Origin of the sequence: Aquimarina addita, from assembly GCF_039539305.1 — a bacterium.
GTDB classification, from domain to species: Bacteria; Bacteroidota; Bacteroidia; order Flavobacteriales; family Flavobacteriaceae; genus Aquimarina; species Aquimarina addita.
On the sequence record NZ_BAABCW010000001.1, the window covers coordinates 320,113 to 345,040 of the forward strand.

Consider the following 24,928-nt stretch of genomic DNA (forward strand, 5'->3'; position numbering starts at 1 on the left):
CTTGTTTTCATTTAAATTCAATATACTTTGCTGCTACGATATCTGTAAGCCACACTCCATTTGCTGATTGGTAAAACTCAATACCAGAACGATACATATCACCTGATCTTACTGTTAATATAACAGGCACACCTCTTCTGGATCCTACCCGCATCGCTGTTTCTCTGTCTACACTCAGATGCACATGATGTCTATTCATTTTCAACAATCCTTTTCGTCGTATATCTTCTCTAAATTTCCCTACGGTACCGTGGTACAAAAACTCTGGAGGTTCTACAGGTGTATATTCTAAATCTACTTTTACAGAATGCCCCTGATTTGCCCTGATTTTAGATCTGTCTTCATTAAAAGCGAACCGTTGTTTATCACAACTTTTTACTACATCTTCTAAAACTTCCATTGTCAAACCAGGTTTGCTTGTATTTATTTTTTGTAATAGTTCTTCTACATCTGCCCAGCCTTGTTTATCTAATTGCAGTCCGATCTTTCCAGGATTATGTCTTAGAATCAGGCTTAAAAATTTACTTATATTTTTATTGTTCGTTTTCATTTTAATAATTCTCTTTTAAACTCCTCGTAATCCATACATATCCTGAACAAGTGATGCTCATACTCTGGAATTATATTGTTTTTTAATGTTTCGATAATTTCGTTCCAAAAACTTCCTATAAAGAATACTTTAGGTCTATTCGCAGATCGTTCTTTGCGTATAATATCCAAGGTTAGAAACACCTCAGATAACGTACCTATCCCCCCTCTTTGAATAACAAAAACATTCGTCTCTTTTATTAATAATTCCAGACGTTGATATAGTGTTTCTGTTACAATGGTTTCTGACAAAAATTCATTTCCTTTTTCTGAGCCCACTTGTTTACAGGTAATACCTATCGCTCTTCCTCCAGATTGCAAGATTCCTTTAGAAACCGCTTCCATCATTCCCCCATATCCCCCGTTTTTTACTACATATCCTTTTTCTGCTAATAGAGAACCTATCTGTACTGTTTCTTTATATTCCTTACTTTCGCGATTCTTACCGGCTCCACCAAATAATGCTGCATATTTTATTTCTTTCATTTTTCTACTATTTTTTTATACAATTCAAAATTCTCTTCATCAAAACAGACAAAAGTGACTTCATCAATCTGACTTGGTTCTTCAAAATTCCTAACCGTTTCGATTGCAATTTTGGCTGCTAATTCTTTTGGGAACTTATAGATTCCTGTACTAATATTGGGAAAAGCAATGGTCTTAATATTATTTTCAATCGCTAATTTTAATGAATTGATATAGCATTTTTTTAATAACGATTCTTTTTCTTTCCCTCCTTTGTTCCATACGGGGCCAACTGTATGAATTACATAGATCGCTGGTAATTTACCTGCTGTAGTAATTACAGCTTCTCCAACTTTGCAGTTCCCCTGAGTTGCTCTTATCTTCCTGCATGCTTCTAAAATCTCAGCACCACCCTTGCGATGAATCGCTCCATCTACTCCACCACCACCTAATAAAGAGGTGTTTGCTGCATTGACAATTGCATCTACTTGTATTGTGGTAATATCAGATTGGATTACTTTTAGTTTCATTTTAAATAAAATTTACTTTTTTCCCAATTTTCTACATTATTTATCCATTCAGTAAAATAGAAACTACTATTCTTATGTCAGTCTCATATATAACGGTAAGATTTTACTGGCTATGGGCACATACACAAAGTTGCCTGTCAGGTTATTTTATTATTTTACAAATTCAACAAAAGTATGGTTTGCATCTTTCAATTCTTCATCAATAATATATAAGATTATTCCCCAATCTCCTCCAGCTAAACCTGCTCCAATTGCTGGGTATCCAATTCGTAATCCTGAAAACTTTTCCTTCACTTCTTTAAATACTTCTCGAATTGCTTCATAATCTGTCTTTCTTCCGCTTCCTCTCCAATTAAATTAAGTATATCCATTTACTATTATTAATTCTCAGTTTTCTGTCTCAGTTTTAACCCAACTGATTTTATTTAATTTCGATTTATCTCCGTTTTCTGTTTCTAAATCTGCTTCTTTTCATTTCAACATTAAATAGCTATTCAATTCATCATCATCAAAAACCAAAGGCTTCTCTAGTGGAATCATTAAATTCTCTAAGGCATTTGATTTCACAAATTCGTATTGTGCTGTTACAAACTCAGAGATATCCTCGATTTCCAGAATATCTTCTGTAGCATATGATATCGTAAATTCTTTCCTTAATCCAATCTGTATAGCTCTTCGTGCTAGTTTTGCTCCAAAAGGATCGTGATCCGGATCCCATTGTAATCTGACATTAGATCGTTGTATATCTTCTTGCCATGCCTCCTGTGATTCATATAGATTAGATTTAAATGAAGAATACACCGCATTTTTTAGATACTTCTCAAAGGCTTCTCTTTTAAGATGTATCGCTAAAACTACTTCTTGCCCTTCTTTTGTTCCCCAACCATTACGATACATCATCCATAAAAAATTAGGCTTGATCCATGTCATCCTCTCCAGACTAAAAGCGCCTCCAAAATATTGATTCGCTACAGCAAAATTTCCGATTTCTGGTCGGTATGATTGATATACTACTATTGTATCATCATTGTATTGTGCCATAATATGATGCCCGTCTTGTGGCCAATGTTTTTCTTGTTCTTTATATTTTTTTAATACTAATTTCATCACTCAAATTCATTCTTAAAAGCTTCTATAAACTTTTTATTCTTGGCGTATATGGCAAATACAACTTTGTCAAATACTCCTTTGTATTTATTTTTTAATAACTCTGAAAACAAGCCTGCTATCATAACAGGATCATTCTGGAATACTCCGCAACCCCACGCTCCCAAAATCAATGTCTTATTTTTATTATCGGCAGATAAAGCCAATAATTTATCAATTTTTGTTCGCATAACACCTTCTACTTCTGATATCCTATCAGATTCAAATCGTTTTACAACTCCTGTATTCACTGCAGCAGAAGTAATAATTGAACTTAAAACCGGGCTATACAATAACCGTCCGCTATCTTTTCTAATCACAGGAACTTTAGGACTATAGATCATTCCATCTGTATACATACAGGATTTCATAGCTCTATGTGTTTCATAAAAATCAATAGCCGAAATTTGACACGGATATAATCCAGATGATCTGGCAATACTTTCTTCTTGTGCTTGTGCTCCATTAAAAAAACCTCCACCTGGATTTTTTGCTGACGCAAAATTTAAACACATGGGATCAGAGAAACCTAATGATGCCAAACGCTGTATACTATGTATTGTCGTCTCATCTACAACCTCAAAAGAAGTAGTGTATGTACCGCGAAGTTCTTGATTGGTAAGAAGTGTATCCAATACTGCTGAAGTATAAAATTTGGTTCCTTCTACAGCTTCTTTTTGAATCTCTTCTATATCAACCTTTTCTTCTTTTTCATTTATATAAAAACCTTGTTCTGTTATTTTTAAGGTTTCTTTTGCTGTTATTTTTCTTAATATCTTTTGCATTTACCATTTTTTTAAAAGTCCTTCACGGGCTTAATTCATCCCTCACTTCCATCAAGGCAAAACCTAATAAGTTCTGACCTCTCCATAAGTTAGGATTTTGTGCTTTTTCATTTGCTTGTCCCATTCCGATGCCCCATATACGATCTCTTGGACTTGCTTCTACAATAATTCTTTTCTTGGTATTTAACAAAAACTGCTTCATCTCATCATCCTGAGAAAACTTATGGTAGTTTCCCTTTTTTACGATTTGATATTTATGCTCGTTCCAAATAGCAGGGTCAAAATTCTTTACTTTTCTACCCAATTGTTTTGCTTCCATTGGGTGACCGCAGTCTATGACCTCTTGTATAATTGCCGTATCATTAAACAATCTGGCTTTTTCTGCCATCATCCAATGTTCTGCTGTTTTATACTGGATCCCTTCTACTTCAAAAGGTGCATTCCACCATTGACTGAAGCAGCTTTTACCAATACTTCCATTTTTATTGGGAGTATGTCCCCAAAAGAAAAGATATTTTAAACTCTTCCCTTTATTGAATTGTTCTTGTATATTTTGTAATGTATATTTCATCTTATTGACACGCCAAATACAACGTGTTTATTTTTTACATACTAAAAATTGTATGTTTAAATTAATGATTTATTAAATCTTTCTATCAGCGTTTCTATATCCTCAAATCGTGCTAACTGAAATTTCCAAGCTTCAGGAATGGTATCATATCCATAATACAATCCTGCTAACCCTCCGGTAATGGCTGCTGTAGTATCAGTATCTTCTCCTAAATTCACCGCTTTTAAAACAGCTTCTTGATAAGAATCTGTAGTTAGTAAACACCAAAAAGAAGCTTCTAATGATCTTAGAACATATCCGGTTCCTTTGATATTAAACCGATCTTGTTTAGAAATATCTTCTTCTAAAATCCTTTCAAAAAGACCAATTTCCTTTGGATTAAATTCATTTCTAATTCCAAAATCCAAAATTGGCTTTTTAATAGTTGCATAAGCTTCTACTTTATCTTTTCCTTCTAACAACAACAAAGCATATTCCACATAAATAAAACAGGCAAATACTGATCTAAAATGAGCATGAGTAATTGAAGAAACGCTTTTAACCACATTATATCTTTTTTGAATGTCATTTTCATTCTTTAAAAAAAATACGATTGGTAAAATCCTCATCAAAGATCCATTCCCATTAGAGTGTTCATCCATTCCTCCACATATTTCAGGATTATTACCTTGATCTAAGTAATGTAATGCATATTTAGTAGTGATTCCAATATCGAAAACATATCCATAAGGTGTCCAAATCTTCTGATTTCCCCATTGAATAAATTTTCTTCCAATATCATTTAAATCATATCCACTACACAAACTCTCCATCAGACAAAAAGTTAAGGAACTATCATCTGACCAAGTCCCTTCTGGTTGATTATGTGTACCATATCCTATCATATCCCGTGCAGGTTTTTTTTTCATTTGATCCCTATCCAGAAACTCATAAGGAACACCTAATGCATCGCCAACCGCTACTCCAAAAATGCCTCCTTTTATATGTTCTAATAGTGTTCTCATTATAATCGTTGCTTTACTTTGTTAATTAATTCTTCTAAACTATCTACTTGTGGTACTCCGTATCGTTTACAGACAATATCTACATTCCCTTTTCTCCAAAAACCATCAGGACAGCACACAATTAATTTATTACTTGCTGCATATAAACCTAATTCTAATAAAGAAATTGGAGATTTTGTGTTTTTATCAAAATACAGTATAATCAGATCAGCCTGTTCTAATGCATCTAACTCCCAGGTTACTTGTTCATTAAACTTTGGGTTATCAATACTTTGCTCCCAACTATTATCCCAACTGGCTCTTCTGGGATTTAATAGCGTAACTTTATCCTCTGATAACTCTCTTATGACTAGATCCTGCCATCTTTCTGCACTATCTACTTCTATGCTTCCTGCCAGAAAAACACTTAGATTTTTATCCAGTTCTATAAACGATGGTGCTGTTATTAGTTTCATTGTTTTGTTTTATTACTCTCCTATCCCTCAAAAATTTAATAAATGAATCAAACATTTTAAACAACTGGGATTTGAACTATATTTTCCTCTTCAATATCTCTAAAAGAATTGGTAGTAAATACCGTGTCAAAAGAGGTCGTTAACGCTTCGAATCCCTTGCTAAAAATTCCGTGACTTACAATCAGGCTTAATTTTCCTGCATTTTTTTCTTTTAAAGCGGTTGCCAATCCTAAAAAAGTACCTCCCCCATCACAAATATCATCTACAATTACGCAATGTTTCCTTTGTAAATCATCTTCATACACTCTAAACCCAGACAATTTTCCGGTTTTTACATCTCTTTTTTTAGAACATTCTACTACTTGAATTCCTCCTAAATATTCTGACACTTTATAAATCTTTTTTAAAGCACCACCGTCTGGAGAAATCAAAATCACTTCTTCTTTAATATGTCCTAAACACTGTTTTACAAAATCATAATTGTGAATTGTCTTTACATTAGTCAGTAATGCCGGAGTTACTTCAGAATGTGGATCAAACACTGTAATCTGATTATAATTTTGTGCGTTCAAAATATCAGTATATACTTTTACACTTAATGATTCTCCCGCAACCATTATACGATCTTGTCTAGCTGCTGGAAAATATGGTATCAACACATTAATTAATTGTACATCCATTCTAAGTAATGCATCTGTAGCGATCAACAGTAAACCTACATCATTAAAAGAATTCAATCTATGAGTAATAGTTATCTCAGTACCCACAGATTCTTCTAAAATTTTTATATGAGGTTCTCCTCCATTAAATACGAAAGATTCAAAAGCGATAGATGGTTCAAAAGGAGCAAACGACTGATCAAGATGTAAATATTTCATAATTGTGTTATTTTTACGCAAATTTAAAACACAATTACTAACTGACCAAATATTTTGCGTAAAAAATACAATAAATTAAACTTAGAAGACCTTGGGTAGAAGAGAAGTAGAAAATACTAAGTCCTCCTTAAATACATATAGATAGTCATAATGCAAACAGTAATTTATCATACCAGTCTACAGAAATATCGAAGTAAGTGTAAAAAATATTCAGCAGATTATTTAATATCAAAAAGAAAACCTTCTTTTTTAAGTTTGAAGTATTGTTTTTGATTTATTTTAAAGAGGTTTGCAGGTCTTCCTCTTCCTTCAGAAACTTTCTCATCCAATTCTTCTAAAATATCGAAACTTAGGATTTTCTTTCTAAAATTTCTTCTATCAATCTGTTTTTCTAAGATTGTCATATATAATTTCTCCAAATCCGAGAATAAAAACTTATCTGCTAACAGATCGAATCCTATAGGTTCATAAGTTAATTTATTTTGTAGTCGTTCTTTTGCTACATCTACAATATGTTGATGGTCAAAAGCGAGTTCTGGCAACTCTTGTAAATCAAACCAGGCTACATCTTTTGCATCTGTATCTGCTTTTATAGAATGATGTTCTGGTTTAACCAATGCAAAATAAGTAACACTTACAACTCTGTTTCTAGGATCTCTACCCGGTTTACCAAAAGAATATAATTGTTCCAGGTAATCAATAGTAACATTAGTTTCTTCTTTTAATTCGCGTTCTACTGCATCCTCCAGGCTTTCATCTTCTAATACCAAACCTCCTGGTAGTGCCCACGAATCTTTAAATGGATCAATATTTCGTTTAATTAATAAAACGTTCAGGGTTTTGTCTTTGTACCCAAAGACTACAGCATCTACAGCAACTTTGATATTTTGGCGTATCATATACGCAAATTTAAGCATTTCCTATTTCAGAATAAAAAAACTCCCGAAGAAATTATCTACGGGAGTTCTGTAAAAAATAGTCGTACAACTATCTATTAACACTTATGCATTCTCTTTTTTAATAAGATTCAAAGCAGAACCTTCGTTATACCAATCAATTTGTGATTGGTTATAAGTATGGTTCACCTCAATTACATCTTTAGAACCATCTGCGTGAACAAACTCTATATTTAAAGTTTTTCCTGGTGCAAATTCGTTTAAATCTAAAAAATTGATCGTATCATCTTCCTGAATCTTATCATAATCTGCTTCGTTAACAAAAGTTAACCCTAGCATCCCTTGCTTTTTTAAATTTGTCTCATGAATACGAGCAAATGATTTAACAATAACAGCGGCAACACCTAGATGTCTGGGTTCCATTGCTGCGTGTTCACGAGAAGAACCTTCACCATAGTTGTGATCTCCCACCACTATAGTTCGTATCCCTGTCGCTTTATAAGCTCTTGCTGTATCAGGCACACCACCATACTCGCCGGTTAATTGGTTCTTAACAAAATTTGTTTTCTTTCCAAATGCATTGACTGCTCCAATAAGACAGTTATTAGAAATATTATCTAAATGCCCTCTGTAGCGTAACCATGGTCCAGCCATAGAAATATGATCTGTAGTACATTTTCCGAAAGCCTTAATTAATAATTTAGCACCTTTTATCTCATTACCTATTGGTTCAAAAGGAGTTAATAATTGTAATCTTTCTGATGTAGGACTTACTTTAACTTCTACACCTGATCCATCTTCCTGTGGTGCCAGATATCCTGCATCTTCTACTTCAAAACCTTTAGGAGGTAATTCCCATCCTGTTGGTTCATCAAACATCACTTCTTCTCCATTTTCATTAATAAGCTTATCTGTTAATGGATTAAAATCCAAACGTCCTGCTACTGCTATAGCAGCAGTTAATTCAGGAGAGGCTACAAAAGCATGTGTATTAGGATTCCCATCGGCACGCTTAGCAAAGTTTCTATTAAAAGAATGAACAATACTATTTTTTGGTGCATTTTTAGGATCACTATATCTAGCCCATTGACCAATACAAGGTCCACAGGCATTGGTAAATATTTTAGCATCTAGTTTTTCGAATATCCCAAGAATACCATCTCTATCAGCTGTATATCTTACTTGTTCAGAACCTGGATTAATACCGAGTTCTGATTTTATCTTTAATCCTTTATCTAAAGCTTGTTGTGCAATTGACGAAGCCCGTGATAAATCCTCATAAGAAGAATTTGTACAAGAACCTATCAATCCCCATTCTACAACAAGTGGCCAGTCATTAGCTTTTGCTTTCTTATTCATATCAGCACCCACCTCAGTAGATAAATCTGGTGTAAATGGTCCGTTTAACAATGGTCCTAATTCAGATAAGTTGATTTCAATTACCTGATCAAAATATTGCTCTGGATTAGCATACACTTCAGGATCAGCTGTCAAATGTTCTTTTACTTGATTTGCGGCATCTGCGACATCTGCTCTTTCTGTTGCGCGTAAATATCGCTCCATAGATTCGTCGTACCCAAAAGTAGATGTGGTAGCACCAATCTCAGCACCCATGTTACAAATAGTACCTTTCCCTGTACAAGACATAGAGGTTGCTCCAGGTCCAAAATATTCAACTATTGCACCAGTACCTCCTTTAACTGTAAGAATTTCGGCTACTTTTAAAATAACATCTTTTGGCGCGGTCCAACCTGATAAGGTACCTGTTAATTTTACCCCGATTAACTTAGGGAATTTTAATTCCCAAGCCATACCAGCCATAACGTCTACAGCATCCGCTCCACCAACTCCAATAGCAACCATTCCCAAACCACCAGCATTCACTGTATGGGAATCAGTACCAATCATCATACCTCCCGGGAAAGCATAATTTTCTAAAACTACCTGATGTATAATACCGGCCCCTGGTTTCCAGAAACCAATTCCATATTTATCAGAAACAGATTCTAGAAAATTAAAAACCTCGCTACTAACATCATTAGCGTGTTTCAAATCTTTTGCTGCACCTTCTTTTGCTTGTATTAAGTGATCGCAATGCACTGTAGTAGGCACTGCTACTTTATTTTTTCCTGCCTGCATAAATTGCAATAATGCCATCTGTGCTGTAGCATCCTGACAAGCAATACGGTCTGGTGCAAAATCAACATAATCTTTACCTCTGGTAAAGGCTTTTTTGTTGTCTACATCCCAAAGGTGCGAGTATAAAATTTTCTCTGCTAATGTTAAAGGCTTACCAGTAACTTCTCGTGCTATATTTACACGATCGGCTACTTGACTATAGACCTTTTTTATCATATCGATATCAAATGCCATATACTATATTTTTAAGTATTGAAAAGTCTGACGAAAGTACGAATTTTAAAGGATTTTTTTAAATGAATTCTATTAATAATCCTTTTTTATCGTTTTAAAAAAAATATGTCTCTATTTAATTAAATTACTAAATTTAAAACACCTTAAATAGTAATCGCATAAAAATAATCCTAAATAATTATTTTTTATTTTATAATTCACCATGAAAACTTCTATTGCAATCAATTCTTTTAGAGAATAATATCCTTGATTATTCAACACGTGCAAAAACAAAAACCCTACTAAAAAATATTAAAACAAAAAAGAGACCATCTTTTCAGACAGCCTCTTTTTGTAACGTAACCTTACTAAATTATTACTCTTTTTGCTCTCCTCCTTTTCGACCGCCTCTTTTTCCTTTATGACCATCTTTTCTCATCTTCTTCAATTCTTCATATTGAGCAAGCTGTTCTTTGCTTAAAGTTGCTTCAAACTTAGCATTTTCTGCTTTCATAATTTCTTTGTGAGTATTTTTTATTTTTATTTGTTCCTCACTCAATGTTTCTTTTAGTGCTTCTTTTTTTCCTTTTCTGGAAAGGTTATCATTATCTCGAATCGCTTTTTGCTCTTCAGTAAAAGTAGCTCTAAAAGCTTCTCTATGCTCTTTTCTCATTGCTCTTTTTGACTCTAATTGCGCCTTCTGATCTTCAGAAAGACTTGATTTAAATTTTTTTCTCAATTCTTTTCGATCTCCAGGATCATTTGATTGTGCAGCTAATGCTGTAAATCCGACACATACTATCATTATGTAGGTTATTACTTTTTTCATCTTTATTTTTTTAAATTATACATTAATTTCTATCGAACGTTCACTATTAAGACCTGTTAATCCGATAAAGGTTTAATTTCGTAGATGATTTTAATTTAAATTCGTAATATTTAACCCACAAGTGACTGAACCACTTTATAATAGAAAAAGTAATTTTTTAAGTAAAAAAATATATAGAATGAGTAATAGAGGAGAAAGAAAAATTAAGATGAGTTACTGTACTACGCAAAAGACACAATATAACGATCAAATTCAGATTTACCTTACATTTAACTATAATGCTGTTAATATGACACAATCATAAAGGAAAAACTACCAGACAGCGATCTTACAAATTCATATTGAGACTATCAACGTATGAATAGCATAAAGAAATAATCACTATATTTTTCAAAAAAGGCTTTTAATAATATCTTCTATACTTACACCTTCTGCTTCTGCTTTATAGTTTTTTATCAGTCTATGACGCAGTATACCTGTAGCAACCGCTTGTACGTCTTCAATATCAGGTGAGAACTTTCCTTTAATAGCCGCATTTGCTTTAGCTCCTAAAACCAGATTTTGTGAAGCTCTTGGGCCTGCGCCCCAATCCACATATTTTTTAACTAATTCTGTGGCAGCTACTTCACCTGGCCGTGTCTTAGCAACCATACCCACAGCATATTCCACAACATTATCTGCCACTGGAATACGACGAATTACATGTTGAAAATCAATTATTTCTTGTGCTGTAAATAATGAATTAATAGTTTTAGAAGTATCTCCAGTTGTGCTCTTAACTACTTGTACCTCCTCTTCAAAACTTGGATACTTTAATTCTATTGCGAACATAAACCTATCTAATTGTGCTTCTGGTAATGGATAGGTTCCTTCTTGCTCAATTGGATTCTGGGTTGCTAATACAAAATATGGCAGGTCTAGTTTATAATTATGGCCTGCAACTGTTACTGATCGTTCCTGCATGGCTTCCAATAAGGCTGCCTGAGTTTTTGGTGGAGTCCTGTTGATCTCATCCGCTAAAATAATATTAGAAAAAACAGGTCCTTTAATAAATTTAAAGTGCCTGGACTCATCCAGAATCTCACTTCCTAATATATCACTTGGCATGAGATCAGGTGTAAATTGTATTCTTTTGAAATCTAATCCTAATGCTTTTGATATGGTATTAACCATTAATGTTTTTGCTAATCCGGGAACACCAATTAAAAGTGCATGTCCTCCGGAAAAAACAGCAATCAATATTTGATCAATTACTTCATCCTGACCTATAATAATCTTCGCTATTTCTTTCTTTAGTTCGGCATGTTTGCTTACCAGTTTTTCTACCGCTGCAACGTCTGACATATTAGTTTTCTTTTTTTAACCAGTTACCACTATAATCACAGTCTCTGTAAGCTCCACTTATTTTAACATAGGTATCATTAATCTTTTCTTCCTGCCATTTGCGAATTGCCTCTATTTGCTTTTTTCTTAACGCTAATTCCTGAATTTTAAGATAGTCTTTAGCGTAATCGGCTATATGCTCATCAAAACGATTTAATACTGTTATTAATTTAAATTTTTTACGTCCCTGACGATCCTGATCAGGAATTACTAAAGAAACTTCGTTCGTTTTTAACTTAGATACTTGATCATACAATATAGGATCAATTTTAGTAAGTTCAAAACGTGTATCTCCTGTTGTAGGATTTAATAATTGCCCTCCATCCTCTCTTGTCTCTTTCTCATCGCTAAATTTTCTAGCCGCCTCTTTGAAAGGCATTTCTCCAGAAATAATTGTAGTACGTACTGAATCTACTAACTTTTTTGCTTCATTTATACTCAGACTTGTAACTTCAGGAACTAATAGAATATGTCTTGCATCAATCTCTTCACCTCTAATTTTATCTACTTTGACAATATGCCATCCAAACTCTGTTTTAAAAGGTTCACTTACTTCTCCTTCCTGTAAACTGAATGCTACATCTTTAAATTCTTTAGCAAAAGGTGTTTGTCTGTTTAAGGTATACTTTCCTCCCGTTGATTTAGAACCAGGATCCTGAGAATAAAGTACTGCTTTAGTAGCAAAACTACTTCCATTTTCCACTATTTCTGTTCTAAACTGAGTCAATCTATCAACTACTTTCTGCTCTTCTTCCTCTGGAACCTCAGGCTCAATAACAATCTGAGCGAGTTCTAGTTCAGTTCCAAATTCTGGTCGTTCTTCTTCCGGGATTTCATCAAAAAATTCACGAACTTCTTCTGGTGTTATTTCTATCTCTTCAATTATCTTAGATCTCATCTGCTCTGACAATCTATTGGATCTATTTATTTCAAATAATTCTTTCCTAAACTCTTCTTCATCATCCTTTTTATAAAATTTAAGTACTTTTTCTAAAGTACCTAATTCTCTGGTCATATATGTCAATTGCTGATCAACCATCGAATTAACCTCAGCTTCACTAACAAGTACACTATCCTGTACTGCGTGGTGTGCGTATAATTTATTTTCAAACAAACTACCCGCTAATTCGCAATTACTTACTTCTGCTGCAGATACTCCTTCTGCAATTAACTGATTGTAAGCAGTGGTAATATCGCTATCCAAAATCACGTATTCACCAATCACAGCAGCAACTCCATCAACCTTAATTTTCTGGAATGGCTTTATCGAATCTATGGATTCTTCTATAATTTCTTTTTCTACTTCCTCAATAATCTCTTGTCCATACATTTGACTATAAAAAATCAATAGCATTGTAACCAAAATACCAGAAGCATTCTTAATCGTAAATTTCAAACTGTTTATTCTTAATTGCATCTTTTGTAATATCCTTTTCTAATTTCTTTATCAACTCGCGTTTCCTCTTACTTAATATAATCTGCCGAATGGTGGGTTTAATAAATTCTAATGGAGCCACTCTGTTTTTTGTAAGCACTTCCTTTATCTTTACCATATAAGTTCCCGCAGAATCACTTAATTGCAAATATTTACCGTTTTTTAAAAGTTCTTTTCTATTTTGTTTTTTAAGAATTGGAATTCTATGTAATACCTGATCAAACTGAACCCAATTAGAATCTGAAAAAGAATATGTTACGAATTCTAGTTTTTTTTCTAACAAATCTTCTTCATCCTCATCATTAAAACGATTAAATTCTTGCTTCGTTGCAGTAATATTATTGTAACCGGTTGGCAAATGTAAGTAACGTATTTTTACCAACTCCTGATTCAGGTTAAAATTTTCTGAATTTTCTTTGTAGTATGCCTCAATATCCTGATCCGTAACCTCCATATTAATGGATTTATTAATTACTGCATTTTTATATGCATTACTATACAAAGTACTTTTATAATCTTCTACCAGGCTATCAAACTCATCAAGCTCTTCTGCTGTCAAATTACGTTTTGACTGGTATATAAATAATTGCTTGGTAGCCCAGGTATTTATGAAGTTAGTAACGATGCTAATACTATCTTCTTTTGACATTCCAGCAGAAACAAGGTTTGCCACGTCCTCTTTATACAAATAGGTGTCATTGACTCTGGCAATTGCTTCTTGCTTTATTTTCTGACTCATATCGCCACAGGAAATAACTGCGAGAAATATTAGCACACTACTACTTATGTATCGCATTTATATAGATAATTCTTTTTTGATCTGTTTAAGCGTCTTTCTATTTACTTCTACCTTGTATTTATTCTTCAGCTTTGTAAGCCATGTTTTTTCAAGATTCTCCTGAAAATCATTAATTACCTTTCCCTTAGTTTCCTCAAATGTTTTTAATCTCGAAGGTAACACTTCTTTCACCTTGATTAAAATGATATATTCATCTTCCTTCATTTCTACAATCTGATCTTTTTCTCCAGAGAATTTAGCCACCTCAGTATCCTCTCCTTTGACCAATTCTTCTTCTGAGAAAATCACAACATCTTCTTTAGACACATTAACATTGGTTTTAATATCATTCAATACCATCCCTTCTTCTAAGCCTTTTCTAACTTTATCAATTAATTTTTGATTAGAAGACGAAGCTTTGATCACTTTATAGGTTTCCCCTTTAACATAGGATTCTTTTCTGGATTCATAAAATTCTTTTAAACCAATAGAATCAGTTTTAGCAGCATTCCAGATTTTTGATTCCATCAAATCAAAAAGTAATAAACCATTACGATATTCAGAAATTACATGAGCAAATTCTTCATTATCCTCTTCTAAATGGGCTTCGTAATACTGTAGTAATTCTTTGGACTCAAAGCGTTCATACATCTTTTCTACAAAAATGGAGACATCCGTGAAATTTCTGTTTTTATTTCCTTTTTCTTTTAAAAACTCAGCAAAATCGGTAAAAGAATAGGCTTGTTTTCCTATGACAAAAATATTTTTCTTTAATACTGGGTCATTGAGAGGGATATCCCATCCTTTTTCAAAAATTGTATCTGGTATTATCTTCTTAAAATACTGAATTGCTTCTTCGTTCTTTTGTATACCGTATGTATCTTTTAACTTATCGATAAATGAAGCTGAAATGATTTGTGAACGTTCATCTTTCATTATTCTTTTGGTCAATTCTCCTTTGAGCTCTTCAAATGTTTTTTTAGGATGTTTTTCTATCAATTTTATAATATGCCAACCGTACTTAGTTTTAACAGGTTCTGATATATCTCCAGGTGATTCTAAGGCAAAAGCTACCTTCTCAAATTCTTCAGAATTTAACGCTCCTTGTCCAAATCTATTAATCTCACCACCCTTGAGTGCTGTGTTTTTATCATCGCTAAATTGCTTTGCCAAAGACTCAAAAGCTACACTTTGCTTTAACTGTATATCGATTTCTCTAATTCTATCTTCTGCTTCTTTTTCAGTTCTTTCTTTATTAAAAGCTACCATGATATGTGCTACCGTAATATCTCCAAAAGTTTTCTCTTTTTTATTCACTTTAAGAATATGATATCCAAAACGAGTTTTAAAAGGCTTTGATATCTCTCCTATTTCTGTTGTAAATGCAGCATCTTCAAACGGATAAACCATTCTAAAAGCAGAAAACCATCCTAAATCACCTTGATTAGTTTCTACAGACGGATCTTCACTATATCTTCTTGCCACCAAACCAAAATCTTCTCCACCCATAATTTGATCTCTGGCCTTCATTATTTTTTGATAGGCTGCCAATGTATCTTTTGGAGCTGCATTAGGTTTCACCTGAATCAAAATATGACTTGCATTCACACGTTCTTGCAAACGATCATACACTTCTTTCACTAAAGCATCAGAAGCTTGATTATCCGTAAGATATCCAGACGACAATTGTTTTTCATATCCTTTAAGCTCTTTGATATAAGATTCCTTCTTATCTAATCCCAATGCTGTAGCTTCTTCTAATTTTAATTTATAATTAATAAAAAGCTCTAAATATTCATCAATATTTTTCTGAGATTCATCCTTAACCAAATCTATATTTTTAAGATAAACTCTTTTAAATTCTGAAGTATAAACCTGAGAATCATTTATTGTTAGTAATACCTGATCTTTTTCCTGTGCGTTTACTAATGAGCAAAAAACAACCCCTAAAAAAAGTGCAATAATCTTTTTGTGCATAATCCTTTTTAAATAAAATATTTAATCGAGTAAAAATAATAATATTAACCCGTTTTACAAGTTGTTCTCTTAACGAATCATTAAGGTATAATAGTATGAAGAGTCATTTATTTTTTTAAAAATTAGTATTGCTTCCATTTTATTAATACGTTTGATTAACAACTTATACAAAAACAAAAGATTATTAACCTAATATCACATTAAAACGTAATATAAAATAAAACAAGACACGCATAACAAAATTTGTAAAACTTAACCGAAATTCAGAAAAAGCTCAAAAAACAGCCTTATCTACAATTAAATCGCAACTGAATTCTATATTTTAGCCATACTTATATTGTGTAAAAATAAATTAGAAATCACAATATCATTCTATAATCTAAAACCATTTATAATTTGGAACGAAAATTAAAATTAATATGGGATTTTAAGGGACCTGTTGCAAGCAAAACTGCCCAGCATCATGAAGTCCATCTTAAAGAGTATATCAATTCTGAAAAATTATCAACTAACATTACAGGTTATCAAGATATCAGTGATATGCATAGCATCGCGTTTATGGTAGTGACGGATTCTGAAATGAAAAGTGTTAGAGATCGATTAAAACCTCATCGTGGGCAATTATTCGAGGAGTAAATTAAAAAACTTAAGTCTTGGCATATAATTTGCCATATACCCTATATATTTGTAAAAATTATAATTAAAATCAAAAAAAGAGAACAATGAAAAACATAATATTTCCAATTTTAATTTTATTAATTGGTATACAGTCATTTGCACAATCAAAAGTAGGAACAATAGACAGTGATTTTATTCTTTCTAAAATGCCAGGCTTAACAAAAGTACAGGAAGAATTAAAAACTTATAACACAAAACTGGAAGGAGATTTAAAAGTTAAAGTTGATGCGTATCAAGCATTAGTAAAAGAATATCAGGAAGGTGTTGCAAGTATGACAGAGCCTATGAAGAAAACAAAACAGGATGAAATCATTAAATTAGAAGATGAGATTACTAAATTCAGACAAAACGGTTCTCAATTGGTCCAGATCGAACAAAACAGGTTATTGCAGCCGCTTTATGAAAAAATAGGAAAAGTACTGGAAGAAGTTGCCAAAACAGAAGGGTATACTCAGGTTTTTACCATTACAAGCAGTGGTATTGCCTATATTGACCCAAAATTTGACGTTACAAAAACAGTAATGACTAAACTAGGGATTCCTACAGAATAATAGAATCTTTGCAAAAAAAACAAAAGACGATTTGGATTAAAATCCAAATCGTCTTTTGTTTTTTTAACAATTCTATATATTACCTACTGTAATTAGGTGCCTCTTTCGTAATAGTGACATCATGAGGATGGCTTTCATTGATTCCACTAGCCGTTATTTTCACAAAACGACCTGTTTCCTTCAGGGTATTAACATCTTTTGCTCCACAATACCCCATTCCTGCTCTTAACCCCCCTACAAACTGATGAATGCTCTCGTATAATTCTCCTTTGTACGCAACTCTTCCTACAATACCTTCAGGCACCAATTTTTTAATATCATCTTCCACATCCTGAAAATACCGATCCTTAGAACCTTTTTTCATCGCTTCTACAGAACCCATACCTCGATAGGATTTAAATTTTCTACCTTCATATATAATCGTTTCTCCCGGAGACTCTTTTGTTCCTGCTAATAAAGAACCTAACATCACTGAATCTGCACCTGCTGCAATAGCTTTAGGTATATCACCAGTGTATCTAATTCCTCCATCAGCAATTACAGGAACCCCTGACCCTTTAATTGCAGCTGCGACTTCTAATACTGCAGAAAACTGAGGAAAACCAACACCTGCAACCACTCTTGTGGTGCAAATAGAACCTGGTCCTATTCCAACTTTAACCGCATCTGCACCAGCTTCCACTAAATATTTTGCAGCCTCGGCTGTAGCAATATTTCCTACAATCACTTCTAACTGAGGAAATTGTTTTTTTACTTCCTTTAACACCATTACCACACCTTTCGTATGTCCGTGAGCAGTATCTATAATTACTGCATCTACCCCTGCGTGAACCAAAGCGGCAGCCCGATCAACTGCATCAGCAGTTACACCAATAGCCGCAGCTACTCTCAGACGACCTAATTCATCCTTATTGGCACTAGGTTTTAATGTAAGTTTTGTAATATCTCTAAATGTAATTAACCCTACTAACGTATTATTCTCATTAACAACTGGAAGTTTTTCAATTTTATTATCCTGAAGAATCACTTCTGCTTCTTGTAATGAAGTTCCCTCACCTACAGTAACTAAGTTCTCACTTGTCATTACTTCTGATATGGGTCGTTCATTATTTTTTTCAAAACGTAAATCTCTATTCGTAACAATACCTAATAGTTTATTGTTAGTATCGACAATTGGAATGCCACCAATGCTATGTTCTCTCATATTATTTTTAGCATCAAGCACCTTTGCCGATAATGGCAGTGTCACTGGATCTATAATCATACCACTCTCTGCCCTCTTTACTTTGCGCACCTTAATTGCTTGCTCCTCGATCGTCATATTCTTATGCAAAACACCAATACCTCCCTCTTGAGCCATTGCGATAGCCATTTGACTTTCTGTAACTGTATCCATAGCAGCAGAAACAATAGGAACATTAATTGTAATATTTCTGGTAAACTTAGTCTGTATGTTAACCTCTCGGGGTAGTACTTCTGAGAAGGCGGGAACTAATAGTACATCGTCATAAGTAAGTCCTTCTCCGACGATTTTGGATTCGTGTGCTTTCATAGCAATTAAAGATTTAATTGCGTGCAAATATAATCCTTTTTGCGCAATAACTTAGGTATCATTGCTTTTATTTAGTTGCACATAATTTCAAAAATTAAGAATACTAAAGTAGATTTACAAAAAATTATATTGCTTTATCATCCATTTTTTTATTTAAAATTTAACCATCATACAAATCTGTTGTATATTAACAAATTCAAGATGGTTTGCATTTAATATTTAGCTATTTATGATCAAAAAGGGCTTATACTTTATTACTATTCTACTTCTCACTTTGTTAAGTTTTTTAGTCTACGATTTTATTAGTTTTAAAAATGAACAGGACGAAGTTGTATTAGAAAAAGGTCAGAAAATAACTCAAGAATTAACAAATGAAATTGATCTTGTTCTAAAAAATGTAATCTCAGAAGCAGAATCATTAGTAGCACTATTACACGAAAAAGAGTACTCAAAAGAAGAAATAGAGCAACTTATAGGAGATCATTCTATTAGAATGGATGAAATATTAGGAATCACAGTTGCATATGAACCATACGCATATAATAAGAACACAGAATTATACAGTCCATATTTTGACAAAAATCAAAACAAAATCATTCGATTAGAAGAAAAATACGATTACACTAATAGCTCTTTAAAAACGTCTCAATGGTATAATCAACCTAAATTGAATGGAGCAATGTGGATAGAGCCTTATTATGGGCAAGCTGCAAAAGCATTAATCTCTGATTACAGTATTCCTTTTTATCATCAAACAGGAACTGACAAAGGTGAAATAAAAGGAGTTGTAGCACTAACTATTTCGCTTAAAGGATTTACAAAACTGATTCATGATCTAAGTCTGGGTAAAACAGGACTAGGGTTTGTCTGCTCAAAAAAAGGAGTTCTTCTTGCGCATCCAGTCAAAGAGTATATTGGTATAAAGAATATTGCAGATATCCTGAAAGAAGAATCTGAACCCAAAATCAAAAAGGCTTATCAATCCATTTTAAATTATAAAAAAGGACACACAGAATTCTATGATGAATACAAAAAAGAAACTACCTTATTCTTTTATGATCAGGTAGCCACTTCTAATTGGGGTATTGGTGTTTTATTTTTTAAAAATGATATGCTGGGAGGAGGCAATTATTTCAAAAAAAAATATATCCATATAGCTGTCACCTTAAGTTTGTTGTTATTCTTTTTATTAGCTATTTTTTATAACCGGGACTACCTTTCTGTTTCAGAAATATGGTATTTGAGTCTGTTTGCTTCCTTTATTTTAATTCTAAATATCATGTTTATAGGATATCTGGAACATACCACCAAGAACATTTTACTTACATCAGAAACCCCTCCTATCATAGATAATACATCACTAAGTAATTTTATTAATCAACAGAACAGAAAATCTATCCACATGAATATCATTCCTCCTGTGGCTGTTCCTACAGGAATGTATGTTGAACGTTTAGAATTTGGAGACTCATACAACCTCAATATAAGTGGTCAACTCTGGCAGAAATATGATACATTAGATTTAAAAAATATAACACCTGGATTTAGATTTCCACAAACTGCACCCTTTGCCGAATCTTCTTTTATTGAAGAAACCCATAAAGATTTTATGGGTGACAAAGTACTAATTGGGTATGATTTCAGAACCACAGTTCGTCTTAATTTTAAGTACGATAGCTACCCATTTGACAAACGTCATATAAGCCTGGAAATTCAACCAAAAGAAAATACTAAGAATAACATTTTACTAATTCCTGACCTAAAAAGCTATAAAAACACAAATCCATCTCAAAAAAGCGGTATTGATCCTAATATCCAGCTTCCTGGAAGTAAAATTATGGAAAGCTATTTTAGTTACAGAACCAACTCATATAGCACCAATTTTGGTAATGAAAAAAAAGATGAATTTCAGGAATACCCCGTTCTGCATTTTAATATTAACGTAAAACGTATATTAATAACAGCATTCATAACTTACTTAATACCAATTTTTGTGACCTTAATTATGATGTTTATTTTGATATATGCAACAGGAAAATCAAAAGATAACCAGACAGGAGGAGAAATTGTACAAGGAATGGCTGCTTTCTTTTTTGTTCTCATTTTTTCTCATATTGATCTCAGAAAAGATATTTTGACAGCTGATTTGGTGTATATGGAATATTTCTATTTTATAGCATATATAATGATCATCCTATCCACTTTCAATCTTATTACCTATACGAGGACTTCCAATCAACTCTTTGATTATAAAAATAACCTTATTGTTAAAGCATCGTTTTGGCCCATGTTTCTATTTCTTTCACTACTACTTACTTTGATAAAATTCTATTAACCTAAAAAAAGGACTATAAACCCAACAAAAATAAGGTGTTTACCCCTCCTACCTCCTCGTTATTTAAGTTATTTTTTAAATATTAAATATCTTGTTAATTAAAAAACGTAGTATAAATAAAGTTGCTGTCTTGTTCTAAAATTAGCCGTATCTATTTCTATACTGTACACAATAAAAATTGAGACTAAGAAATAGGACGAAAAAAAGTACAAATTGCTTTAGCATAAATAGTTAGTGAAAGTTTAAAAAAAGCCTAAAATACAAGAATTACTGAAAACTCTCATTTTTAAATATCAGGCCAGTTGGAACAGAGAGAAAAGGAATTAATAATACTAATTATGATTTAACCACCAACAATAGTGGAAGTGTTTAAAATAAAACGGTACGTATTCTTTTTAGGCTTTTTGATTTCCTGTATTATTTATGTAAAAATAATCATTACAAATTCTATTCTTGATCATACTATCCGCTACTAAAAAATCAAACTAATTAACTTCAAAATTAAATGCACGTATTCTATTTAAAACACTACGAATTCTAAAAACAAACCACCCTAGAACTAACTTAATCTTACTTTTAGACCAGAATTCCTACAATGATGAGTAGGATTATTTATTTAAATGTCATTATACTATTATTATGTGATATTTATAATTTATATAATAATCAATTCGACTATACATTACTACAACAATGATAATGTATAGCCCTAAAATAATCATAAACACTAATAGTAGTAGTGTTTATGATTTTAAGACAAAAAACATTTTATCACTAAAATTTTAACTAAAAAATTAAAAAATAATTATTTTGTATAGTTATTATATACAAATTACACATTACTCACACAATGCTTATTACTAAATTTACACCAAACACAAATGTATCTTTACTCATGAAAAATTTTCAAACAAAAGGAAATCCATTTAAATTATGGATCGCTATCGCTATCTTACTATTATATAGCCCTGTAGTAACCTCTCAAATTGGCGAGGTAATATGGGAAGATAATTTCAACACATTCAACACTGATATCTGGAACCCTATAGAAGGAGATGGATGTGATATAGGACTTTGCGGTTGGGGTAATGCAGAATTAGAGTACTATAGAGGTAATAATATTACTATTGAATCCATACCTGGAGAATCTGGAAATAATGCACTCGTCTTAGAAGCTAAAAATGAATCTTTTGGCGGAAGCTCTTTCACCTCTGGAAAGGTAGACACGGATGGTAACCTTTCCGTTCAATACGGATTAATAGAGATACGTATGCGAACACCTAATCTAGACTCTGGTTTATGGCCCGCGGCATGGTTACTAGGCACGTCTAATCTTTCGTGGCCAGCAAAAGGTGAGATTGACATAATGGAAATGGGGCATGCTGTTGAAGAACGCGAAAGACAGGGACATCCAGGAGCGGATATCAATAGTTATGTTGGAGCAAACGCTATTTTTGCCAATGAAGATGGTAGTGTAGGAAGTATCGCCTATGATGTAGGATACAATCAACCTTATGTATCCAGTACATCAATGGCTGATCGCTTTGTCACTTATCGTTTATATTGGGAACCTACCCAAATGCGTTATACTATAGTAGACAATGGAACAGAATATGACTTATATACGGGTCCACTTCCTTTAGATCCTGATGGTGTTACCGGCGTTTTTAATAGACCTTTCTTTTTTCTATTGAATCTAGCTGTAGGAGGTAATTTTACAGATGCGGCAGCTCCCGGTCAAGTATCTGCTCCCCTACCAGCCAAATTATATATCGACTATGTACGTGTATCGAAATGGAATGGATATGGAACCGTAGAAACAGATTACGGAGGATTAGCTGAGGAAAGCGGAACTTTTGGCGTATTTACAGAAAACACTCCTACTGCTAATGAGTTGACTTTTGGCAATGATGGAGAAATATATGTATGGGGAGGCACTATGCAAGAAGGAACTACAGCTCCTTACGAAGGAAGTGAAGTGATCGCATGGGAAACATTAAACGCAAATAGTTGGTTTGGTGGTGGTATTTCGGCAATATTTGGAAAAGACATGTCTAACTATGTCGAAAATGGATCTCTCAAATTTAGAATAAATATCCCTGCTGATGTTTCTTTCAGAGTAGGAATAACCGATAATTTTACAAACGAAAGTTTTGTGAACTTTCCTGCTGGAGAAACTAAATATGGTTTAACCAGAAATGGACAATGGGGTGAAGTAGAAATACCATTAGAAGATTTTGCTGGATTAATTGCCTTTCAGAATATTAATTATATGTTTGCTATATCTAGCATAGATGGTTCTTTTCCATCCACCACCTTCCAATTTGGAGTTGATGATATCGTATGGGAAGATGGTAATGGCAATACTACAGTTTCGGTTACCGGGATTAGCGTTTCACCAAGCAATACTTCTTTATCAGTAGGAAGTACACAACAAATAACTGCAACCATAAACCCTTCTGGAGCGAGCAATCAGAATATTACGTGGAGCAGTAGTAATACCTCTATAGCAACCGTAAGTACTGATGGCTTAATCACCGCGCAAGCGGCAGGTAGTGCTACAATAACTGCGACTACAGCAGATGGAAACTTTACAGCAAGTACAATAGTAACTGTGACAACATCCGGAGCAACATTTGTACCTGACCCTAATAAAACATATTATATCGACAATCCTCATCATGGACTAAGAATAGGGGCTAATGGTGCTCAAGATCCTTTTACCACATCTACATCAGTAACAGGAGAATCAGTAACATGGAAAATCACACCATCTACCACTGATGGCTATTATTATATAGATTGTATTGGTGGAGGGTCAAGACCAAGAATGAGAGGTGACAATAGTGCATACACAGATATGCAGGCTACAACTTCTAAAGGTAGCTGGACCAAATGGAAATTTACTGCAGGCTCTGTAGATGGTACTTTTTTATTAACAACATTAGGAAACACTTTACCCAGACTGCAGATAAACAATGTAGGAGAGACTAAAATGGTCACAACAGCATCCACTGGGACTTGGGAACGATTTATCATCTCGGAAGCAATTAACACAACCTCGCCTTCAAGCATCAGAATTGAAGCAGAGGATTATGCAGCTATGAGCGGTATACAAACAGAAACCACTACAGATACTGGTGGTGGATTAAATGTAGGATATATTGACAATGGAGATTGGATGGATTACACTGTAGACATTCCAGTTTCCGGAACTTATACTGTAGATTTTCGTGTAGCAAGTGTACCAGGAAGCGCAGCAGTGCAATTCATAGTTGATACTGCGGTATTAGGCACCGCTAACATAGCACCAACAGGTGGATGGCAAGAATGGACAACAGTAAGCACTAGTGTCGATCTATTAGCAGGAACACAAACTATTAGATTATTTTCTCCAGGGCAAAATTTTAATATTAATTGGTTCGAAATTACTAATGGAGCATCCTCTAAGGATATAGAAGACAACAGTACCAAAGATCTTTCAATCGCTTCAGTGTATCCAGTACCAGCACAAAATGAATTGAATCTTTCTGTCTCCAATCCTCAAGAATACACCAGCCTTCAGGTTATTGATATTACAGGTAAGTTAGTCATGGTACAACCATCAATTAACAGCAAACTGACTTCGTTAAATATCAGCGAGCTTCCACAAGGCATATATTTCTTAAAACTATTTAAAGCAAATAATTCATCAGAATTACTGCGATTTGCAAAATAGTCTAAACCCTATAAATATGGTT

Annotated in this window: 22 protein-coding genes; 4 read left to right on the forward strand and 18 right to left on the reverse strand. The window is 33.3% G+C overall.

Annotation, left to right across the window (positions count from 1 at the left end; translation table 11 throughout):
* Positions 1-7 precede the first annotated feature (7 nt).
* The 17 genes from ABD816_RS01465 to ABD816_RS01545 all read right to left on the reverse strand — a co-directional run bounded on the left by ABD816_RS01465 (position 8) and on the right by ABD816_RS01545 (position 16,072).
* Positions 8-550 carry an RNA 2'-phosphotransferase gene (locus ABD816_RS01465; protein ID WP_344924084.1) on the reverse strand — a complete coding sequence of 181 codons (543 nt, stop codon included), beginning with the start codon at positions 548-550 and terminating at the stop codon, positions 8-10.
* Positions 547-1,074, reverse strand: a complete 528-nt coding sequence (locus ABD816_RS01470) for an LOG family protein (protein WP_344924086.1) — start codon at positions 1,072-1,074, stop codon at positions 547-549. The genes ABD816_RS01465 and ABD816_RS01470 overlap by 4 nt, the downstream gene beginning before the upstream one ends.
* The gene (locus ABD816_RS01475) at positions 1,071-1,583 is read right to left on the reverse strand and encodes an O-acetyl-ADP-ribose deacetylase (protein WP_344924087.1); all 513 of its coding nucleotides are present in this window, start codon (positions 1,581-1,583) and stop codon (positions 1,071-1,073) included. Before ABD816_RS01475 ends, ABD816_RS01470 begins: the two co-directional genes overlap by 4 nt.
* A 150-nt stretch (positions 1,584-1,733) precedes the next feature.
* Entirely contained in the window at positions 1,734-1,877 is a 144-nt protein-coding gene (locus ABD816_RS01480; RefSeq protein ID WP_344924089.1) for a macro domain-containing protein, read from the reverse strand.
* Positions 1,878-2,054: 177 nt separating this feature from the next.
* Complete coding sequence (locus ABD816_RS01485; RefSeq protein ID WP_344924093.1) at positions 2,055-2,690, reverse strand: DUF4291 domain-containing protein; 636 nt, start codon at positions 2,688-2,690, stop codon at positions 2,055-2,057.
* Positions 2,690-3,514 carry a TIGR02452 family protein gene (locus ABD816_RS01490; RefSeq protein ID WP_344924096.1) on the reverse strand — a complete coding sequence of 275 codons (825 nt, stop codon included), beginning with the start codon at positions 3,512-3,514 and terminating at the stop codon, positions 2,690-2,692. The genes ABD816_RS01485 and ABD816_RS01490 overlap by 1 nt, the downstream gene beginning before the upstream one ends.
* Before the next feature lie 22 nt (positions 3,515-3,536).
* Positions 3,537-4,085, reverse strand: a complete 549-nt coding sequence (ybiA, locus tag ABD816_RS01495) for a riboflavin biosynthesis intermediates N-glycosidase (RefSeq protein WP_344924097.1) — start codon at positions 4,083-4,085, stop codon at positions 3,537-3,539.
* A gap of 56 nt (positions 4,086-4,141) precedes the next feature.
* Positions 4,142-5,089, reverse strand: coding sequence for an ADP-ribosylglycohydrolase family protein (locus ABD816_RS01500; RefSeq protein WP_344924099.1), 948 nt, complete (start codon positions 5,087-5,089; stop codon positions 4,142-4,144).
* Positions 5,089-5,544 (reverse strand): nucleoside 2-deoxyribosyltransferase domain-containing protein, encoded by a 456-nt coding sequence (locus ABD816_RS01505; protein WP_344924101.1) that lies wholly within the window; start codon positions 5,542-5,544, stop codon positions 5,089-5,091. Before ABD816_RS01505 ends, ABD816_RS01500 begins: the two co-directional genes overlap by 1 nt.
* 56 nt (positions 5,545-5,600) lie before the next feature.
* Positions 5,601-6,422 carry a ribose-phosphate diphosphokinase gene (gene prs / locus ABD816_RS01510; RefSeq protein WP_344924103.1) on the reverse strand — a complete coding sequence of 274 codons (822 nt, stop codon included), beginning with the start codon at positions 6,420-6,422 and terminating at the stop codon, positions 5,601-5,603.
* Positions 6,423-6,640: 218 nt separating this feature from the next.
* Positions 6,641-7,321, reverse strand: coding sequence for an NUDIX hydrolase (locus ABD816_RS01515; RefSeq protein ID WP_344924104.1), 681 nt, complete (start codon positions 7,319-7,321; stop codon positions 6,641-6,643).
* Positions 7,322-7,423: 102 nt separating this feature from the next.
* Positions 7,424-9,691 carry an aconitate hydratase gene (locus ABD816_RS01520; protein ID WP_344924105.1) on the reverse strand — a complete coding sequence of 756 codons (2,268 nt, stop codon included), beginning with the start codon at positions 9,689-9,691 and terminating at the stop codon, positions 7,424-7,426.
* Between the two features lie 355 nt (positions 9,692-10,046).
* A complete protein-coding gene (locus ABD816_RS01525; RefSeq protein WP_344924106.1) occupies positions 10,047-10,499 on the reverse strand; it encodes a hypothetical protein in 453 nt (150 codons plus the stop codon).
* Positions 10,500-10,889: 390 nt separating this feature from the next.
* Complete coding sequence (locus tag ABD816_RS01530) at positions 10,890-11,843, reverse strand: AAA family ATPase (protein ID WP_344924108.1); 954 nt, start codon at positions 11,841-11,843, stop codon at positions 10,890-10,892.
* 1 nt (position 11,844) lies between these two features.
* Positions 11,845-13,278: a peptidylprolyl isomerase gene (locus ABD816_RS01535; RefSeq protein WP_344924109.1), complete on the reverse strand. Its 1,434-nt coding sequence runs from the start codon at positions 13,276-13,278 to the stop codon at positions 11,845-11,847.
* Positions 13,262-14,113 carry a peptidyl-prolyl cis-trans isomerase gene (locus ABD816_RS01540; RefSeq protein WP_344924110.1) on the reverse strand — a complete coding sequence of 284 codons (852 nt, stop codon included), beginning with the start codon at positions 14,111-14,113 and terminating at the stop codon, positions 13,262-13,264. Before ABD816_RS01540 ends, ABD816_RS01535 begins: the two co-directional genes overlap by 17 nt.
* Positions 14,114-16,072 carry a peptidylprolyl isomerase gene (locus ABD816_RS01545; RefSeq protein WP_344924111.1) on the reverse strand — a complete coding sequence of 653 codons (1,959 nt, stop codon included), beginning with the start codon at positions 16,070-16,072 and terminating at the stop codon, positions 14,114-14,116. It lies immediately after the preceding gene.
* 396 nt (positions 16,073-16,468) lie between these two features.
* On the opposite strand from ABD816_RS01545, the gene ABD816_RS01550 reads away from it, so the two are divergent.
* Both ABD816_RS01550 and ABD816_RS01555 read left to right on the forward strand, forming a co-directional pair.
* Positions 16,469-16,708: a hypothetical protein gene (locus tag ABD816_RS01550; RefSeq protein ID WP_344924112.1), complete on the forward strand. Its 240-nt coding sequence runs from the start codon at positions 16,469-16,471 to the stop codon at positions 16,706-16,708.
* 86 nt (positions 16,709-16,794) lie between these two features.
* On the forward strand, positions 16,795-17,301 hold the full coding sequence (locus tag ABD816_RS01555; RefSeq protein ID WP_344924114.1) for an OmpH/Skp family outer membrane protein: 507 nt from the start codon (positions 16,795-16,797) through the stop codon (positions 17,299-17,301).
* A gap of 79 nt (positions 17,302-17,380) precedes the next feature.
* On the opposite strand, the gene guaB is transcribed toward ABD816_RS01555, so the two are convergent.
* On the reverse strand, positions 17,381-18,853 hold the full coding sequence (gene guaB, locus ABD816_RS01560) for an IMP dehydrogenase (protein WP_344924115.1): 1,473 nt from the start codon (positions 18,851-18,853) through the stop codon (positions 17,381-17,383).
* Between the two features lie 229 nt (positions 18,854-19,082).
* Between guaB and ABD816_RS01565 the strand changes: the two genes are divergently transcribed.
* The gene (locus ABD816_RS01565; RefSeq protein WP_344924116.1) at positions 19,083-21,188 is read left to right on the forward strand and encodes a PDC sensor domain-containing protein; all 2,106 of its coding nucleotides are present in this window, start codon (positions 19,083-19,085) and stop codon (positions 21,186-21,188) included.
* 895 nt (positions 21,189-22,083) lie between these two features.
* Positions 22,084-24,906, forward strand: a complete 2,823-nt coding sequence (locus ABD816_RS01570; RefSeq protein WP_344924118.1) for a carbohydrate-binding protein — start codon at positions 22,084-22,086, stop codon at positions 24,904-24,906.
* Positions 24,907-24,928 lie beyond the last annotated feature (22 nt).

Coding starts and splice junctions, on each gene's coding strand:
- ABD816_RS01465 (WP_344924084.1), bottom strand. CDS start 550: ATGAAAACGAACAATAAAAATATAAGTAAATTTTTAAGCCTGATTCTA.
- ABD816_RS01565 (WP_344924116.1), top strand. CDS start 19,083: ATGATCAAAAAGGGCTTATACTTTATTACTATTCTACTTCTCACTTTG.
- ABD816_RS01520 (WP_344924105.1), bottom strand. CDS start 9,691: ATGGCATTTGATATCGATATGATAAAAAAGGTCTATAGTCAAGTAGCC.
- ABD816_RS01470 (WP_344924086.1), bottom strand. CDS start 1,074: ATGAAAGAAATAAAATATGCAGCATTATTTGGTGGAGCCGGTAAGAAT.
- ABD816_RS01555 (WP_344924114.1), top strand. CDS start 16,795: ATGAAAAACATAATATTTCCAATTTTAATTTTATTAATTGGTATACAG.
- guaB (WP_344924115.1), bottom strand. CDS start 18,853: ATGAAAGCACACGAATCCAAAATCGTCGGAGAAGGACTTACTTATGAC.
- ABD816_RS01525 (WP_344924106.1), bottom strand. CDS start 10,499: ATGAAAAAAGTAATAACCTACATAATGATAGTATGTGTCGGATTTACA.
- ABD816_RS01490 (WP_344924096.1), bottom strand. CDS start 3,514: ATGCAAAAGATATTAAGAAAAATAACAGCAAAAGAAACCTTAAAAATA.
- ABD816_RS01515 (WP_344924104.1), bottom strand. CDS start 7,321: ATGATACGCCAAAATATCAAAGTTGCTGTAGATGCTGTAGTCTTTGGG.
- ABD816_RS01505 (WP_344924101.1), bottom strand. CDS start 5,544: ATGAAACTAATAACAGCACCATCGTTTATAGAACTGGATAAAAATCTA.
- ABD816_RS01545 (WP_344924111.1), bottom strand. CDS start 16,072: ATGCACAAAAAGATTATTGCACTTTTTTTAGGGGTTGTTTTTTGCTCA.
- ybiA (WP_344924097.1), bottom strand. CDS start 4,085: ATGAAATATACATTACAAAATATACAAGAACAATTCAATAAAGGGAAG.
- ABD816_RS01530 (WP_344924108.1), bottom strand. CDS start 11,843: ATGTCAGACGTTGCAGCGGTAGAAAAACTGGTAAGCAAACATGCCGAA.
- ABD816_RS01485 (WP_344924093.1), bottom strand. CDS start 2,690: ATGAAATTAGTATTAAAAAAATATAAAGAACAAGAAAAACATTGGCCA.
- ABD816_RS01475 (WP_344924087.1), bottom strand. CDS start 1,583: ATGAAACTAAAAGTAATCCAATCTGATATTACCACAATACAAGTAGAT.
- ABD816_RS01500 (WP_344924099.1), bottom strand. CDS start 5,089: ATGAGAACACTATTAGAACATATAAAAGGAGGCATTTTTGGAGTAGCG.
- ABD816_RS01570 (WP_344924118.1), top strand. CDS start 22,084: ATGAAAAATTTTCAAACAAAAGGAAATCCATTTAAATTATGGATCGCT.
- prs (WP_344924103.1), bottom strand. CDS start 6,422: ATGAAATATTTACATCTTGATCAGTCGTTTGCTCCTTTTGAACCATCT.
- ABD816_RS01540 (WP_344924110.1), bottom strand. CDS start 14,113: ATGCGATACATAAGTAGTAGTGTGCTAATATTTCTCGCAGTTATTTCC.